Raw genomic sequence first — 17,227 nt, forward strand, 5'->3', positions numbered from 1 at the left:
CGAAGCAACGCGTAGGCTGTCCCGTGCAGGCCGCGTCTTTTGCGACCGAAACGAAATTGAGCAACTTGTTATGTTTAGCCATAGAATGCCTCTACGACTCGTTTTTGCGCCAGTTGAAACCACAGGGCTAAAAAATAGGTGAAAACTCCAAACATGGCGAGAAAGCCGATTACAGCTGCGCCTTTAGCCCCAATTGGTGTTCCTTTGTCGATTAGCTCGGCAACTTCAAAGAATACTGGGATTAATTTTGTGCCGAAGTATAGGGAACCTAAACCACATACCATAGCTATTACAATGGCCACGTATGGATTCAGATTTTTAAAAAATCCTTCTTTCTCTTTCATAAGTACTCCTTACCATTTTGAAACATAACGCCGCTAGCAAGGGCAGCCGAAGCAACGCGTAGGCTGTCCAGCCCAGCCCCGTAGGGGTTGGGCGAGCTTGCCTAGCCTGGTTATGGTTGGCGCGCTCGGGACCGACTACTAGCACTTTGCCAGCCATAGTTTGGCTGGCCGCTGCCCAACATTTACGAGGAAAGAATACCGCACTTTCCCCAACCAATTCCTATCTTACTGGCACTCCACGAAATTGCACCGAACTACCTATTTTTACAACACCCGAGCGAACACTCTAGGAGCGAAACTGCTTGAATAGCAATCATTAAAATTGCTCAACACCGGATGCTATTTAGTGGCACTAAACCTTCAGTTACCACGAAAAATCAATAAAACCGACCGCCACAATAACGCCGCTAGCAAGGGCAGCCGAAGCAACGCGTAGGCTGTCCAGCCCAGCCCCGAAGGGGGTGGGCGAGCTTGACTAGCCTGGTTATGGTTGGCGCGCTCGGGACCGACTACCAGCACTTTGCCAGCCATAGTTTGGCTGGACCCTGCCCAATATTTACGAGGAAAGAATACCGTACTTTCCCCAACCAATTCCTATTTTACTGGCACTCCACGAAATTGCAGCGGACTGCCCACCTCTACCACACTTGAGCAAATACCCTAGGAACGAAACTGCTTGAATAGCAACCAGTAAAAAGGGCTCAATACCGGCTGCAATTTAGTGGCACTAAAGCTTCAGTTACTACGAAAAATCAATAAAATCGACCGCCACAATAACGCCGCTAGCAAGGGCAGCCGAAGCAACGCGTAGGCTGTCCAGCCCAGCCCCGAAGGGGTTGGGCGAGCTTGACTAGCCTGGTTATGGCTGGCGCGCACTGAACCACCTATTTGCTCTCTACCAGCCAACTTTGGCTGGCTACTGCCCGATAAATTTAAAGGGAAAAATACCATACTTTCCCAACCGGTTAACTATCTGATTGGCACTCCATGATGGCGTAGCTGGCTTGCAGGGCTTGCTGACTTAAAACGATGGCACTGGAGCGAAACTGCGGTACCAAATTTCAGGAAAAATCTCAGAAAAAAGTGCTCAGATAGAGATTGATGCTTGCAGCAGCTACAGAACATCTAAAAATCGACCGCCACAATAACGCCTCAAACACCGGCTTGGTGAAGTTGGCGGCTTTTTTGCGCTAGCGAAAAAGATGACAGCTTTACCAAGTCCGCGTGCTTTGACTTGTTAAATGTTTTTGCCAAGCACGTACTCTGCAATTTGATATGCGGCATACCTTGCCTGCCCCTGTTGTGGGTAGTCATTTGGAGCTACCTCTATTTCTTGAACTTGAAGATTGCCACTATATTTATGATTTGCTTCTTGCACCCCTTCAATAACCTCATTTATGTGGCGTTCTAGATCAAACTGTATTTGAGCATCTTTTTGATTGAGGCCAAGACGCTTAACTATAAGTACTCCATTTTCTGGAGTTACCCCAAACTTAATTGATACCAAGACACAGCCTGGACCCGTAACGTGCTGCCTTCGATAGTATGTGCTTTCGTTGATACTCATAGACATTTAACGCCTCAATAACCGGCAGCTGGAACGTAGCGAAGCGCAGTGTAAGCTGTCCGGCGCTGAAGGCGCGTAGTTAATTGACTTGTTACATTCTGGTACATAGCACAGCCCCCTTGCCTGTATTTGTTGATTCATTTGAAATATCACATTTTAATGTTGCATTGTCTTTTTCGGTAACAATACCAACAGACTCGCCTAGCCAAAGTGTCAGAGATGATTCATTGACAATTGCACATACTTTCCATGAAAAAACACTATCTCCCATAACGGAAAAGAGAGAAAAATGCTCGTCAGCTGGCAATAGAAACTTTCCTTCTATGTCAGTGACCACCTCTCGATAACTATCGGGGCAACCCTCTACAGGTTTAAGCCAATCTGTGCGTGCAGCCTTGATAGTAATACCTGAAATAGGCTTACCATGATCTATTAGCACCCCTCCAATTTTTGGTGCCCAGATTTCAGTGTGGGGATTAATTGCACAGGCCGAAATCAAAAATGTTATTACTAGTAATGTTGCGATTTTCATAGTTTAGGAATGTAACATTTATATAGTAATCATTCTGACCACTATTATCCTGATTACTATCTTGGAATCAATCTAACGAAAAAACACACAAAACCCAAGGAAAATCAGTATGCTACCTCCTTTTTAGAACGATTGTACCAAATGCAAAAACGATCACTTTGACTACTATCTCCATTTTACAGCATTTCCCTAACCCCTTGTAATGTATCAATTTTTTACGTATTCCGGCCCTTAGCCAAAAATAACGGTCAAACTGATCGAAAATCCAGGTGACTCCCGATTAAATACTTATTAGACTGTTAATCCATACAGTATTGAGGCTGTAGAAATGGACGACATCCCTATTCCGCTACCCCAGCGGCCATCCCGCTTTATGGACCGTTTTAGGACGTTTATACGGTCTCGCTATTTGGCATACAAAACAGAGAAAACCTACTGTTTCTGGGTGAAAGACTTTATACGCTTTCATGGGATGCAACATCCGCAAGATCTCGGAAAGGCTGAGATAGATCAGTGGTTAAGCCATCTTGCTGCTAATCGCAATGTATCAGCCAATACCCAAAAAACCGCTTTGAATGCAATTATCTTTCTATATAAGCAGTTTCTGGATATTGAATTAGGGCAACTAAAGTTTGAACAAAGCCATCGGCCTAAGCGATTGCCTGTTACTTTTAGCCATGAAGAGGCAACCTCCGTATTAGAGCACCTTAGCGGCCCAAATAAGCTTGCTGCTTCATTAATGTATGGTTCGGGCCTTAGAGTTATGGAGGCTGTGCGGCTTAGGGTACAGGACATTGATTTTAGTGATCAATGTTTGATAGTACGGGAGTCCAAGGGGGAGAAGTGGCGAAGAACACTACTGCCTCGGTCTCTAATTAAGCCCCTCAAGGTGCAGATAGCACATGCGCTTTCTCTACATCAGCAGGATTTGGCGGAGGGCTATGGACATGTCTATTTACCTTTCGCTCTGGCGAAAAAGTACCCACAAGCAGCTACGAGTGCTGCTTGGCAGTATGTATTCCCCGCTCGATTTCGAGCGCAAGACCCTCGCAGCAATATGATGCGACGGCATCATATTGGTGAGCAGCAAGTGAGGCGAGCTGTTTCCAAGGCCGTTTCAACCCTCAATATTCGCAAGAAGGCGAGTTGCCATACATTTCGCCACTCTTTTGCCACCAATCTTCTGCGTGCTGGTACTGATATACGCAGTATTCAAGAGCTGCTCGGCCACAGCGATATCAGTACAACCATGATTTATACCCATGTTATAGGTGTACACGAGCGTGGTGTTACCAGCCCTCTTGACTGATTTCAGTCTCCTGGCAGCCATGCCTATGAGTAGTAGCTGGCTTTGGGCCAAGCTTTGTTGATTTTATCTGTCTACAATTTTACATTAAATATGTCCCCAGGTAATACCATTAATGTCAAATCTTCAGTAATTATATTGTTAATTATTACTACTTGCCCCAGCTTACAGCTACTCCTGTACCTTACCCAAATTAAAAGACCCGGGTACCTGACTGGGTGGATATTCTTTCATAGTTTGCAAAAATTTTGATGCGAGTTACTGCATGGGAACCAAGACAAAAGCCCTGCCTATAAACCAGTCGACATAGATATTCGAGTTGTACTGGACTTTTCGAGGGAGTATTGCCTCAAGTTGAATAATAGCAACACTCTTAATTCAGCAAGGAGCTCTCGCATACTTCAAAACCCCGCCTACGATTTTCCAGAAAAAAAGCTTTCTATGGGTTCGTAGCACATAGCTACAATTGGGCCGCAACCACTATTACCGTCAAATGTGTTGATTATTATAGGAATTAAGGAATACAACTCAGATGTGAAATTTACCAACCTGAAAAAATTACAGATGAATTTTTTCAGGCTGGCTTACTATTATTTGAGCAACAAATTACTTACCATAGCTTCTTCTTGTCAGCCTTCTCTTCCTTGGCCTTCTCCTTACTAACGACTCGAGCAACCATTCCCTTTTCAATTTCTGCAATTTTATCAATAACCTTGGCTTTAGAGTATTTTGCTTGCGCACTAAAGACAGAAACCTTCCCTATCAACTCTTCTTCGCTGCCTAGCTCTTCGCCAGTATCGGGATCGATGAAGGACTCACCTTGGCTGTATATTTCTAGTTGATAGCCTTCCTTCAGGTAGCCGTTTCCATAATTCAACATCACATCACCCTTTTTGGTCACGGCAACAACTTTTATAGGATATATAGTGGAAACAATTAGGTTTGTTATATTATTTGCTGTTTCCCGCATAACCTGCCCCAGTAAAGCTCCACTACTATTGTCCCCAACACTAGCAAAGCCAGTTACATTTAAAGCATTTCCTCCCTTCGCTTCAGCTCTTACTGTATCTGCGAAGCCTATTGAGCCATTTGCAACATCAAGTACACGAATATCAACCGCCATAGTTGCTATCCTTTTGCCAGTAGAAAATCCCGCGACCTTCATTGCATTAGCTGTTTCGCCATATTCAGTAATAGCTCCAGTCAGAATGTAGTCTACACCCTTTAAATTGAACCCATCTCCATCGTAACCGCCATTAACTACTCCCTCCATACTAAGGCCTTGCTCTTTCAAAATCACGGCCATTCTATCTCTTTCTATGACTTCAAATTTTCTGGCTTTAACCAAAGCAGTTGTAAGCATATCAACAAAAGCACGAGTATCCTCTCTTGAACCATTCCCATAGGCCATATATCTTTTATTTTCACTACTGTCCTTTGCCCGGTATTCAATGTCACCAATTGCTATAGTTACCTTCTGCGCAAAAACAGGCCCACTAAACAAGCCCATAAATACCAGCAAATAACCAAATACAGCCTTCATATTCTTTACTCCTTTTTTGATAAGAACGCCTACATTTAATTTAATAATGTTATCCGTTTGTTCACCTGAACACACATCAACCTATCCAGACGAAAGTGCTGGGGACTACGGCCTTTTACATTTTCATTAACTAGTGTTCTGTGACGAACTAAGTGTAGGCATAAAAACCTATAAAAATAGCTATTTGCACATTATAAATATGTTTCAGACCTATATTTCAAGGTTTTTCTATAACAGCAATCTATTTTTACACCACACTAGTTTCCTGTAAGACTCGCCCCTCCCACGCCTCATACCAAGCGATCAAAGGACAGATCTTCATATTAGTTATGACTTATTAATTTTATAACCATCTACTTTACTGATAGAAAATTTACTCAATGAACCCTCAGACTCTAGATCTAATTGCTGATTTTCAGAAAACTGGTTTTTATTTATTTTCTTCACGCAACCATACTGAACCCAGCTACTCACAACATCTCCCTTTTTTCATGTTTATTAAGTAATCTTTATGATCACTATTAACTTACCTGTTTCTTGAGACTAATTTAACACAACGGTCATTAAAAATCTTGTAAAATCAGCACACCGAATGACGCCACACTATCGTACCAACAAAGTAAGTAATCACTCTGAATTTAATGCCCGACTATAAGCATCTCTCAAGCCACTTGGGCCATCTAAGGTTCAAGATGTAGAAGAATATTGACACGAACCCTATCCAAACAAAAAAACCATAAGGATTAACCCAACTTTATTATTGTTTACATATGGCTCAGTGATTGGTTTAACTTAAAGAGAACTAAATGGCAGTAGGGAAACTAGGCCCAAAATTGAAAGGGGGTTTTTACTTTATCTGTGCTAACCGGCTAAATCCCTGGAGCTAATACCACCTATCCTTTAATCTGGGATACCCCAACCAATATGACCAGCACCACTGAATAACCGGTAGCGCCCTGATGACACATAGAGTCGGGCCAAAAAGTGATCAGGGGTTATGTATTCCCTTCCCTCTAGAATAGGAAATCTTAGCTCAATACCGGGACAATCAAGGTATTCTTTTTGGCAGAAGCTTAAAAAGGGTTACAACCCCTTCAACAAATTTAGGCGACCGCCAAATGTAGAAGTCGCCAAAGGCCTCTATACCTTTAGCTCAATTTAAAAGTTATCGTTAAAAAACAGCAATCAACAGGTAAATAAAAAAGGCCCCATTTGGGGCCTTTTTTATATTATCCAGATTAAATTACAATTTCTCCCAGAGTATTGTCCAGTTGCCGCCAACTCCCGGGGCAAACTGTATTGCACCTCTTTCTACTTCTTTACAGTAGTGAGCGTAGGCAGAGTCCTTGCACTCATAGACATTGCCATCACTGCCCAACACCTTGGTACCCGCCGTATAGTTTTCATTGCCTTGCGGGAAGACATAGTCGTAGTCCTGATCAGTGGAAGTCTGGTCATTGCCATTAGAGGAATCACCACCCCCCGTCGAGGTCTCGCCGTCTTCGTTCGAGGTATTATTATCACCACTGGAATCACCGCCATCCCCGTGGGACGTATCGCTATCTTCACTGGAGGAATCGTCATCGCCACTGGATGTATCTTCAACCAAATAGAAGTTGAGGGTATTCTGATCGAGCATATTGCCATCGCGATCTTTTACCACCACCACAACCATATGGTGCCCTGCAACAGTTTCAGACAGCGTCAGACTGGTACTGGCCGTATCGCCATCGTTAATGTCATTGCTGTAGCTTGCCAAGGTATCGCCATCGTGATTGACCACAGTCACTTCAACACTGACATCCCCACTAGCACTCAGAGCCAAATCTAGCGAAATAGCACCGCCTGTAATCGTGTATTCACTATCAAGGCCGCTTACGGTAACTTCATAGTTGGGCGCCTCTTCGTTAATCTCATAACCGATCTCTACATTCTCCAGGCCGCTGCCATCTTGTAGATAAATTTGGTTGATACCATATAGGGGCTCAAAACTATTATTCCCGTCAAAATCACCGGCACGGATATCGGTCTGCTCTGCGTTAATCAGCTCCGCTAAATCATGCGACCAGTTTTCTGCTATACCCTGCTCCTCAGAGGTAATTTCCAGAGTAGTACTGTAAGAGGAGTTTTCACCGGAGCCGTCAAATACACGGGTATAAACCTTGTCGCCAACGCTCAAATCCTGGGTTGGGTTGATCCTGCCTGCAGCACTCCACTCGGTATTGGTAACGTTATCACCATCAAATTCGACATCGATAACATTGTAAAAAGCATTAACCGTATCCCCTACATCCCAAACCGCCAGAATGACATGATAGCCCTCACGATCTGGCACTTGGCAATCATGAGCTGTATTCACATCTGGCTGCTCATAATTGCCATCTATTTCACAGAAGGGATCAAGATCAAATTGATCGCGAGTCAAAACTGAATTCGGATTCCAGTCTTCTTTGGTAATATAGTATTTCCAGTCGCGAGTTACATGATTGGCGGTGAAGTACCATTGAAAGGTTTGCCAACCAGAGCTTATATAGTTTTTAACCCAGCGGTCCGATGTCTGTTCATTAAGTTCGGACCAGGAACTGCTACCAGCACTGGCGATCTCTCCATCGGCTGGACCGCTATCGGGGAAACCTTCAGGGCCCTCAAGACTTTGTGGTTCCCACTGAACAGCACCGCAATTCAGGTTCATTTCACCGGTATCCAAGGCGTATTTACACAAGGTTCCCCGTGCGGAAGCAACACCACTATCACCGACCTCAACATAACCATGACTGAAAACATTGGAGCTGGCTCCGGCCAGTATCACGGCCATTAATGTGCGATTGACGATTGGCTGTTTAAATACGGATGCTAGTTTTTTCTTACGTAAAATCATATCTCTGCCCATTTATTACTTTGTATTCAACATCCTTCCCCTGCTGAATACAAACTTTTACTTTTGAGGATGTTAATCCTAGAACGCTAGCGACAGAGTTATGGACCGCCACTCACTGACACGGTTCCTGTTATTTCGGCAATTTCACTGAACAACCCCCGCTCCGTCACCCAAAGGTAAATTTTACGCACGAAAAACATCAAACCCTTAAATGATCGCCACCAAAACCAAAAACATTCTTAACACCAAGGAACTTTTTTAAAAACAAAAAAGCAGGATATTGGAACTTTTTTCCAAAATAAAAAAGCAAAACAGAAAATATATCCACAGGAAAGCTGCGGGGCTTCAGGTGAACCCTTCAACCCCACCAACCTTAAGCTTTTATCGCGACACCTCTAAAACTGAGAATGACTAATAAATTGGCAATAAACCATAGATCCTTAATAATAAAAATACCGCTACCACTTAGTTGCCCCGGGGAAACCCAGCTGCCCGAAAAGGTGTAGAGAAAAGTCTGAGTCGTTATAAATACTGCGGCGCAAAGCAGCACCCCCAAGCAAAACAGCTTTCGAATATAAATACCCAACGCCAAAACAATCAAAGCCACCAAATCATAAATACCGATAAGATTTGAGGCTGTTTGCACACTGAATAAATTGTATAACCAAGATAGCAGCGGCGAGGTGCTTACCAGGCTCTCGATGCCCTGCGCTTCAAGGGCTGTGAATTTCATCCCGCCAATCCAGAGCAATACCAAACCAACAGGGAAGTAATTAAGCCATATCAGTTTTTGTGGACTCAGAGAATCGCGGTACAACCAGGTGATTCCCAAAACCAACAGGGAAAAATACTTAATCACGCCCTGCCCCGAACCAATTGCCGGAAAGCCCCCCAGCGAATCGATCCAATGATCACTGCCGAGAAGGCTCAGCAGGGGTACGAGTGAAAGTAAAATCAGAAAAATCGCCAGGGGCTTAACAGCGCGCTCTAAGCACAGAGCAAGTACACTTAAAATAGCCACGGCGGAAAAAGCAAATGCGCTTAGTAGCCGTATGCTGGCAACTACCCCCTCATTCGCAACACCGTAAAATTCAAATACGCGCTTGAGACCACCCCACTGGCCAGAGAAAAGTGCCACGGCAATCAGCGCACAGGCGACTCCGACCAGGGCAAAGGGAAGTTTGCGTAGGAAAAAAGACATTAATTGACGACCTCTTAACAAATTAGGGCTTAGCCAGCATCCATCAGAACCCGCCTCCCGCAATAGCGGAACGGCGGGTTCTGATGGATGGGCGAAGCCTTTGTCGTCTTTACTCGGAGAATTATTACACCCCCATAGAGGTGGCTGTATTTGGCGCTACTCCAATATCAGCGTGCCCCGGTACATTTGCATCTGGCAGGTGAACGGGTATTCGCCCGGCTCGGCTGTGGGTATTTCCACCGGGGTATCCTGATTCAGGGCTAACTGGGCGCTGATCTCCAGATCTGGAAACAGTACCCACTCGGAGCAGGGACTGGGATCTTGCCGATAAAAGTGCAAAATTGCAGCGCCACCGGCGGGCAGGCGAATAAGATCCGGCTCGTAAACACCGTCCTTAACCAGTATGCGGGCACTATTCCCGCTGGGCGAGGCCTGGCTGGCCCGCTTCTGCGGCACCAACCAAAACCAGCCAATCACAGCTAGCACCATTAGCGCACCGGCAATATTGACGAGAACTACAGCCATTTAGCGGGCCTCCGACGGTTTAAACAAGCGCAGGCGATTGGCATTACTTACCACGGTCAAAGAGGAGAGCGCCATAGCGCCCCCGGCGACAACGGGGCTCAATAGCATACCGGTAATTGGGTAGAGGACGCCGGCGGCTATCGGGATACCCAGCGAGTTATAAATAAATGCACCAAACAGGTTCTGCTTGATGTTGTGCAAAGTGGCCCGGGATAACTCCACCGCATTGGCCACCCCGTGCAGAGAAGAGCGCATCAGGGTGATATCCGCACTCTCAATAGCGACATCGGTGCCGGCGCCGATAGCGAAGCCCACATCCGCGCGCGCCAGAGCCGGAGCATCGTTAATACCGTCACCCACCATACCCACTCGCTCACCGTTTTTCTGCAATTCGGCAACGATGCGCTCCTTATCTTCCGGCAATAGCTCTGCGTGAACCCGCTCGATACCCAGCTGTCGAGCAACCGCTTGAGCGCTGCCGCGATTGTCCCCGGTCAGCATTTCAATGCGCAGACCCAGCCTGCCCAGGCGCGCGATAGCCGCTTGCGCATCGGCGCGTATCGGGTCGGCCACAGCGATCAGGCCCCGCAACTTGCCATCTACGGCGGCGTACATCACCGTGCGCCCCGCTTCGGCCAATTTGGCCGCGCGCTCACTCCAGGCGCCCAGAGAAATGGCCTCTCGCTGCATTAATTTGCTATTTCCCAGCAGCACGCGATGGCCGTCGATATCACCGCTGACACCGTGAGCCGTGATCGCTGCAAAATTATCAGGAGACTGCAATTCGAGGGCTTTCTCGCGGGCTGCCGCCACTATGGCTTCGGCCAAAGGGTGCTCAGAACCCAGCTCCAGACTCGCCAGTAAACGCAACAATTCATCGCTGTCGCCGTCACTGTCGATATTCGTCAGGCGCGGTGCGCCCTCGGTGAGGGTACCGGTTTTATCCACAACCAGGACATCCAGGGCACAGGATTGCTGGAGAGCCTTGCCGTTGCGCACCAGCACGCCGTACTCGGCGCCCTTGCCCACTCCCACCATGACCGACATGGGGGTCGCCAGGCCCAGGGCACAGGGGCAGGCAATAATCAGTACCGAAGTCAGCACCACCAGCATATGCGCCACGCGGGGATCCGGGCCAAAGTTAAACCAGATCAGCGCAGCTGCGATGGCAATGATCATCACCACCGGCACAAAAATGCCGGATATTTTGTCCGCCAAACGCGCAATGGGTACACGGGAACTCTGGGCGCTCTTCACCATTTCAATAATTTGCGCGAGGCGTGTATCGGAACCCACTTTCTCCGCGCGAAACAGCAGACTGCCGTTCTTATTCAGGGTTCCGGCGGCGAGGTTGTCACCCGCAGCCTTTGCCACCGGTGTCGGTTCGCCGGTGAGCATGGCTTCATCCACCAGGCTGCTGCCCTCCAGCACAGTGCCATCTACCGGAATTTTCTCTCCGGGACGCACCCGCAGCTGATCCCCCACTTGCACTAATTCAATCGGTAGGTCTAGCTCGCGGCCATCTCTCCATACCCGCGCCGAGGTGTCCTGGAGATCCAGCAACTTCTCCACTGCTGCACTGGTGCGTCCGCGCGCGCGGATCTCCAGCGCCTGGCCCAGGCTGACCAGGCCAATAATCATAGCGCTGGCTTCAAAGTACACATGCCGCGCCGCCTCCGGCAGTAGCTGGGGGACCAATACCACGGTTATAGAGAAGAGCCAGGCCGCTCCGGTGCCCAGTGCCACCAGCGTATCCATAGTGGCATTGTGGTGGCGCAGCGCTTTCCAGGCACCGCTGAAGAAATGCCCACCACAGAAGACCAGTACTGCCAGGGTCATCAGCCCCATAATGCCCCAGGACAACTGCTCGGCAGGGGTGTTTACCGACATCCTACCGGTTATCAAGCCCCAGGCCATCATCGGCACCCCCAGCCCCAGGGCAAATGCCGAGCGCCACAGCTGCTGTCGATAATGGCGCAGTATCTGTGCCCTCTGCTCGGCGCGCTGCTGCCGCTCATTCGATTGCAGAAGTTCCGCGCCATAACCCGCATCGCGCACGGCCTCAATACAGGACTCCGCTTTGACCGCGCCGTAAACTGACAGGGTTTTATCCGCAAGGTTGACCCGCGCCTCGGCACTTCCCGCAACCGCCTTGACCGCAGTCTCAATCTTGTTGATACAGCCGGCACAATTGACGCCACTTAAACGGAACACCGTTGGCGCTGACTGTTGCTCCTTCGTCATTTTGCTCTCCCAATACACCAATTACAGCGACAAAGTTACAACCTTACCGCTAGGGGAAGGCAATAGTTAGCAGCAACAGGGCCTGGCGAAAGTCCACCGCCAATGCACCTTTTAGCTTAGTGGCTGCCACCAGGGGCCGGAAAAGTCTGAGCATTCGCCAATGATCGCGCATGCGATCCGTCGGAATGTTATTATCGCGCCATGACACATCCCCTGCTTCCCGAAAGACCCCTAAGCATCTCCCCCTCTCTGGCCGCGACTGTCGGCCTGGAGGAAGCGGTGCTGCTTACCGCACTCGGCGACCTGTCTCCATTCCTCCCCCTGGAGCCCTACGGAGGTCGGGATTGGTATACCGCCGAAGGGGAACAGCTGTACCTGCTGCTGCCCTTTTGGCAGGCAGCCGATATCCAGCGGGTGGCTATCAGCTTGCGTAATCAGGGCGCCCTGCTGCTGGGAGCAGCGCCATTTGGCAGTAGCGAGATTCTGAAGTTTGCCCTGCCCGGTGAATACAAGCGCCCACTGAGTACCCCTCCAACTCCGCCCAATCGCAGTGCCAATACTATTGCCCCCAGCTGGCAGCCGGACAGTGAAACCATGGCACGTATCGCCCAGCTGGGCATTCCCGAGCACTTTGTGCGGGAGCAGCTGCCGGAGTTTGTCACCTACTGGCGCGAGCGCGGCGAACCCCGCCACTCCTTTGGCTCCCTGTTCCTGCGCCAGGTGAAAAGTAAGTGGGAGGCATTTCGCGCCACTGCCCAGCGCAAGCAGCCCCTACCCAGCGGCTGGCAGCCCGGCGATGAGACCCTGCGCAAGCTGGCGGATGAGGGGGTCCCCAGTACTTTTGTCGGCCGCGGCCTACAGCGCTTTCTCGACTACCACCGCTCCAGCGGCAAGCAGTCCATCTCCTGGGATCTGGAGTTCAATGACTGGATCATGGAGGACTGGGAGAAGCAGGACACGCCTTTTATCGAAAAGCGCAAACCCACCGCTATGTCCCGCGACTGGCAACCCAGCGAACACACCTGGGAGCAATTGCAGCGCCTGGCCATCAACCCGCGTTTTGCCGCCGAGCTACTGCCGGAATTTATCTACAAGTGGACCGAGCGCGGGGGCCACAGTGCCCGCTGGGGTGAGCTCTTTATCGAATATGCGCGCGAGGAGTGGGCCTATTACTGCCAGGGTATTGAGAAAAACCCGGTGGCCAAGCCTATCTCCCGCAACTGGCAACCCGGTGGTGACTGTCTGAGCCACTTGATGAACCAATGCGAGATAGATCGCGACTTCGCGCTCTCTTTAGTAGCAGAATTTATTATTTACTGGCGCGGTCAAAATGCCGCACGAAAAAGCTGGGACGCCGTATTTGTGCGGCACGCGCGCCATCAGTGGGCAGAGCGCAACAAACTGGCAATAGGAAATTCTTATGGCAACCCACAAGACAACAACAGTAACCAGCGCACCCGCGACCGGTCGATCGGCGACATACTCACAGACACAAACTGGTAATGAACAAAACCAGGAGGTCTTGAATGAAAAGAAGCGTGCGATTAATGAAGTTTTTGCCCTGTTTAAGCTCAATTACCACAACCAGTTCAGTGCAGCCTTTCCCGATACTGAAACGCTTCACCACGCCAAGCGCCTGTGGCTGGAGGCCCTGCTAGCTTTTGCACCCCAGGACATTATGCAGGGTGCCAAGCGAGCAATTTTACAGAGTGAATACCTACCCACGGTACACAAAATGTTACAGTTGTGTGCCGCCGGGGAAAGTGGTTTGCCGGAAGCCCGTGCCGCTTACCGCGAGGCCTGTAATGCACCCAGTCCCAAAACCAATTACAACTGGAGCCACCTGGCTGTGTATCACGCAGGGCGTGAATCCAACTGGTTTTTTCTCGCCAACAATCCCGAAGCCATCGCTTACCCGGTCTTTGCTGAGCACTACCGAAAAATCTGTGCAAAGGTGTTGGAAGGCGAAAAATTATCGGCTCCAGAGCAATTAAAACTGGAAGAAAACCCTGGTTCGCCGCTATCCAAACAGGAAAATGCACAAAGGCTCGCCAAGCTGAGAACTGAACTGGGTATTTAGAAATTAATCTATAAGTTCTTAACTTATCTTCGAATACAGGGCCAAAACCCAATGGCCCTTACGCCAACTGCTTGTTATGTGAATCATCGTAACCTAATTTTGTGTTTGGAATAATAGAGCACGAGGCAGGTTATGAAATATTTAAAGAATTCACTAAAAACCCACCTGGCTTCCACTCTAACACTCTTTTTTTCTATAAGTGTCAGTGCAGAAGCCCCCTCTCAGAAATATATCGGAGCAACACTCGGTATAACCTCAAATACCCAGTTTTGTTCCTTTGCTACCCCACAGATAAAATCACAGATTGTCCAAAAATCCATCGATGGTCGCTATCAATGTGACAAGAATGGCAGCAATATAAAACTCTACGGCGGCTTTCAATGGGGCAAATATATCGCTGTGGAGTTCAATTATCAAAAACCCTCCTCTGCCGAGGTCAGCTTTCGCACCGAGAATGAGCACGGTGAATATATCCGCGCTTCATATCGGCTCAATAAACAGCTACTCAGCTCTTTCCTGCTGGGCATCTACCCTCTCAATACTCATTTAAACCTGTTTGCCCGCTTGGGCGGCGGCCTTTGGCGAGGGGAAATCACCACACAGCAAGCGGCAAAATTACATATTCCACAACAGTTACCCAGCGGGCAATATACGCCTCAACTCTACAGTTACAACCAAAAAACCTCGACAAATCATAACGGTTCTCACTGGGGTTATGGTATAGGGATGAATTACACTTACGGGAAACGATGGGCCTTAAGATTGGAATGGGAGACACTGGAGGCCTCGGGAGTAGACTTCAACGCAGAAAGCCTATCTCTGGGGCTGGAACGAAAATTCTGATAATTACTGCACCACTAGCATCCCGCTAATACACCCATCGACAGATAATGTATTGTATTGCGCACCGCAATTGAACATCCCTGATATAAAGAGAGCCGCGTTTAGACTACAATAAAAACATATAGCAGATTAATATTACAAAAAAATAAATTTTTTATTTTACCCACATGCCATCTACCAGATTGCAATAACTCTACCCGGAATAAGAATAAGAGCCCGTGAATAATTTTATTCTATTGCTGGAGCAGTAAAAGATTGATATCTCGCCAGTCAATTAACTTAAAGTTCTGCCTGGCGCGGGGCATACGATTGCGCCCATCCTGAACCACTAATAGCCCCTGCGGATACTGAGCCCCCAAGTTTGCACTGGTTATTGCCAGACCATCGGTTTCAGAGCTGCCATCAATCCCTAATTGGGGGTTTATTCCCACCTTAAACTGTGTGAGAAACTCACTTCCATCACGGCTGAACAGCGCATAGGTATCGCTACCCTGACTGGAGGCCATTAGATATCCTTTTTTATTTGCTTGATACAACGCCAAGCCTTCAACATCGGCGACTAACTGCTTACCGTCAACTTCTGCCACCAACACCGGGGCCACCTCGGCCCCAGCGTTTAGATCCAAGCGCCAGATACCCCGCTCCTCTTCGGCAAAAAACAGGGTTGCGAACTGGTCATCTACAACACAGCCTTCAATCTGAGCATAGTTATCTAGGCGGATGCCCCGCTCAATCTCAATGCCTTTGGCGAGTTTTGGGATTTTAAGTTTGAACTGGTGCAGGCTGGATCCCTTGTCGGAAACCCAGGCATAAAGCCCATCGTCATCCTGCTGTAGGCATAGGCCGTAAGGATCGCTTAGATCGATACTCCGGTATCCCAAGTGTTCTACCTCGCCATTGGTTCTAATAGCAAATATATCCAAACCGGGATCCGTGCGATTAGAGGCCACAGCAATTGCATCCATATGGGGATGAGAGATTTTGCGAATATCGACATTATTGAGTTTTCCGAGCGGAAAGTTCTGCTTTAGCCCGCCGGAGAGATGATAAATATTGAGCCCCCGCTTTTTATCCGTGGCAAAAATCAAACTGTTTTCTGGCGAGTGAGAATTAACCCAAATAGCGGGGTCATCGGCAGCATCCCCCGAGGAGTATACCGGATCGGTTTCCCCTGTTGCCCAAATAACGGGCACAGCCTCCAGCGAATCAGCGGTAGCCTGCACCAGCTTAGTGCTTATCGGAATATAGACAACTTCGCGCTGGCTATCCTCTAAAAGCGCCAGCCTATCGTTAAAAGCAGCTAGAGAAGCGGCGCCTTTTCCGGGAAAAGCCCAAGACTGATCTAGACTGCCACCCCCTGACAAATCGAAAGCCACTATACCCTGCTGGACAAGCAGCCAAATTTGATCGCGCTGATAATCCAAGCGCAAACTGCCAAATTCATCACCCAGCTGTTCGGTGGAGAGTAAAAGCTCGCGCGCCTCATCGCTCTCTGCATCGGCATTCAGTGCCAACACTCCGAGCGGTGGCTGTGATACCAACAAGCGCCCGCGACGACTATCCACAGCACAACTATTAACCCCCTCCCCCAAATACAGTGGGCGAATCTCCGTCAGGTCCCAGCCCGCGCCACTAGCAGTGAGTAGATACTCAAATCCCAGCCCACTCTCACCAATAACAAACAGGTGATTTCGCCCCTCCTGCACGGCAAAACACAGCGCGCTAACCGGCGCAAAATTCTCGAACTTTCCTAAAAGCTCAAAGCGTAATGCGCTCCCCATTCCCGCAAACAGTTGATATAGCTGCAATTGAGCTGCCTGCTCCTCGTAAGCCGCGATCAAATAGTTGCCATCGCCTCTCGGCTGTATTGCCAGCGCTTCTATGCTGCCCGGTTGTTGCGCCTGCACTTCTGCGAACTCATCTACCAGCAGCAGCCCCTGAGTTTCACTAGACAGCAACAAATATCGCTGTTCGAAGAAATTGATAGGCAAAATTTGTTCTGCGATAACACCATTTAAAGAGGTGGGCTTTTGCGAGGATAAATTTTTACTATCAGTTCCCACATCGCAACCGAGAAACACCACACAGGATAAAACGCCGACAATTGAAAAACGCATAATAAAACCCGCTGTAGAGTGACAAGCAACAATCAGAAAGGGGCTTG

Annotated in this window: 15 protein-coding genes; 4 read left to right on the top strand and 11 right to left on the bottom strand. The window is 48.5% G+C overall.

The window, feature by feature from the left end; genetic code table 11:
- Positions 1–74: 74 nt before the first annotated feature.
- The 3 genes from ACJJIK_RS12425 to ACJJIK_RS12435 form a co-directional block, all read right to left on the bottom strand.
- Positions 75–344 carry a hypothetical protein gene (locus tag ACJJIK_RS12425; RefSeq protein ID WP_444912537.1) on the bottom strand — a complete coding sequence of 90 codons (270 nt, stop codon included), beginning with the start codon at positions 342–344 and terminating at the stop codon, positions 75–77.
- A gap of 1,237 nt (positions 345–1,581) precedes the next feature.
- Positions 1,582–1,911: a hypothetical protein gene (locus ACJJIK_RS12430; RefSeq protein WP_444942916.1), complete on the bottom strand. Its 330-nt coding sequence runs from the start codon at positions 1,909–1,911 to the stop codon at positions 1,582–1,584.
- 91 nt (positions 1,912–2,002) lie between these two features.
- A complete protein-coding gene (locus ACJJIK_RS12435) occupies positions 2,003–2,443 on the bottom strand; it encodes a DUF6795 domain-containing protein (RefSeq protein ID WP_444942918.1) in 441 nt (146 codons plus the stop codon).
- 328 nt (positions 2,444–2,771) lie between these two features.
- On the opposite strand from ACJJIK_RS12435, the gene ACJJIK_RS12440 reads away from it, so the two are divergent.
- Positions 2,772–3,752, top strand: coding sequence for an integron integrase (locus tag ACJJIK_RS12440; RefSeq protein WP_444942919.1), 981 nt, complete (start codon positions 2,772–2,774; stop codon positions 3,750–3,752).
- A gap of 607 nt (positions 3,753–4,359) precedes the next feature.
- On the opposite strand, the gene ACJJIK_RS12445 is transcribed toward ACJJIK_RS12440, so the two are convergent.
- The 7 genes from ACJJIK_RS12445 to ACJJIK_RS12475 all read right to left on the bottom strand — a co-directional run bounded on the left by ACJJIK_RS12445 (position 4,360) and on the right by ACJJIK_RS12475 (position 12,348).
- Positions 4,360–5,367, bottom strand: coding sequence for a CsgG/HfaB family protein (locus ACJJIK_RS12445; protein ID WP_444928619.1), 1,008 nt, complete (start codon positions 5,365–5,367; stop codon positions 4,360–4,362).
- Between the two features lie 252 nt (positions 5,368–5,619).
- Positions 5,620–5,766: a hypothetical protein gene (locus tag ACJJIK_RS12450; RefSeq protein ID WP_444928620.1), complete on the bottom strand. Its 147-nt coding sequence runs from the start codon at positions 5,764–5,766 to the stop codon at positions 5,620–5,622.
- 769 nt (positions 5,767–6,535) lie between these two features.
- Positions 6,536–8,170, bottom strand: coding sequence for an N-acetylglucosamine-binding protein GbpA (gene gbpA / locus ACJJIK_RS12455; RefSeq protein WP_444928621.1), 1,635 nt, complete (start codon positions 8,168–8,170; stop codon positions 6,536–6,538).
- A gap of 373 nt (positions 8,171–8,543) precedes the next feature.
- Positions 8,544–9,371: a DUF417 family protein gene (locus ACJJIK_RS12460; RefSeq protein WP_444942920.1), complete on the bottom strand. Its 828-nt coding sequence runs from the start codon at positions 9,369–9,371 to the stop codon at positions 8,544–8,546.
- A gap of 156 nt (positions 9,372–9,527) precedes the next feature.
- Entirely contained in the window at positions 9,528–9,896 is a 369-nt protein-coding gene (locus ACJJIK_RS12465) for a cupredoxin domain-containing protein (RefSeq protein ID WP_444928623.1), read from the bottom strand.
- Complete coding sequence (locus tag ACJJIK_RS12470; RefSeq protein WP_444928624.1) at positions 9,897–12,140, bottom strand: heavy metal translocating P-type ATPase; 2,244 nt, start codon at positions 12,138–12,140, stop codon at positions 9,897–9,899.
- 49 nt (positions 12,141–12,189) lie between these two features.
- Entirely contained in the window at positions 12,190–12,348 is a 159-nt protein-coding gene (locus tag ACJJIK_RS12475; RefSeq protein WP_444942921.1) for a hypothetical protein, read from the bottom strand.
- Here ACJJIK_RS12475 and ACJJIK_RS12480 point away from each other — a divergent pair.
- The 3 genes from ACJJIK_RS12480 (at position 12,342) to ACJJIK_RS12490 (ending at position 15,063) form a co-directional block, all read left to right on the top strand.
- Positions 12,342–13,643, top strand: a complete 1,302-nt coding sequence (locus ACJJIK_RS12480) for a DnaT-like ssDNA-binding domain-containing protein (protein WP_444942922.1) — start codon at positions 12,342–12,344, stop codon at positions 13,641–13,643. The two genes, ACJJIK_RS12475 and ACJJIK_RS12480, sit on opposite strands and share 7 nt — an antisense overlap.
- Before the next feature lie 19 nt (positions 13,644–13,662).
- Positions 13,663–14,220, top strand: a complete 558-nt coding sequence (locus ACJJIK_RS12485) for a replication protein P (RefSeq protein WP_444942923.1) — start codon at positions 13,663–13,665, stop codon at positions 14,218–14,220.
- Positions 14,221–14,352: 132 nt separating this feature from the next.
- Positions 14,353–15,063, top strand: coding sequence for an outer membrane beta-barrel protein (locus ACJJIK_RS12490; RefSeq protein WP_444928628.1), 711 nt, complete (start codon positions 14,353–14,355; stop codon positions 15,061–15,063).
- A gap of 233 nt (positions 15,064–15,296) precedes the next feature.
- On the opposite strand, the gene ACJJIK_RS12495 is transcribed toward ACJJIK_RS12490, so the two are convergent.
- A complete protein-coding gene (locus ACJJIK_RS12495; RefSeq protein ID WP_444942924.1) occupies positions 15,297–17,180 on the bottom strand; it encodes a phytase in 1,884 nt (627 codons plus the stop codon).
- Positions 17,181–17,227 lie beyond the last annotated feature (47 nt).

This window comes from Microbulbifer regidiadema (SeqCode), assembly GCF_052466995.1.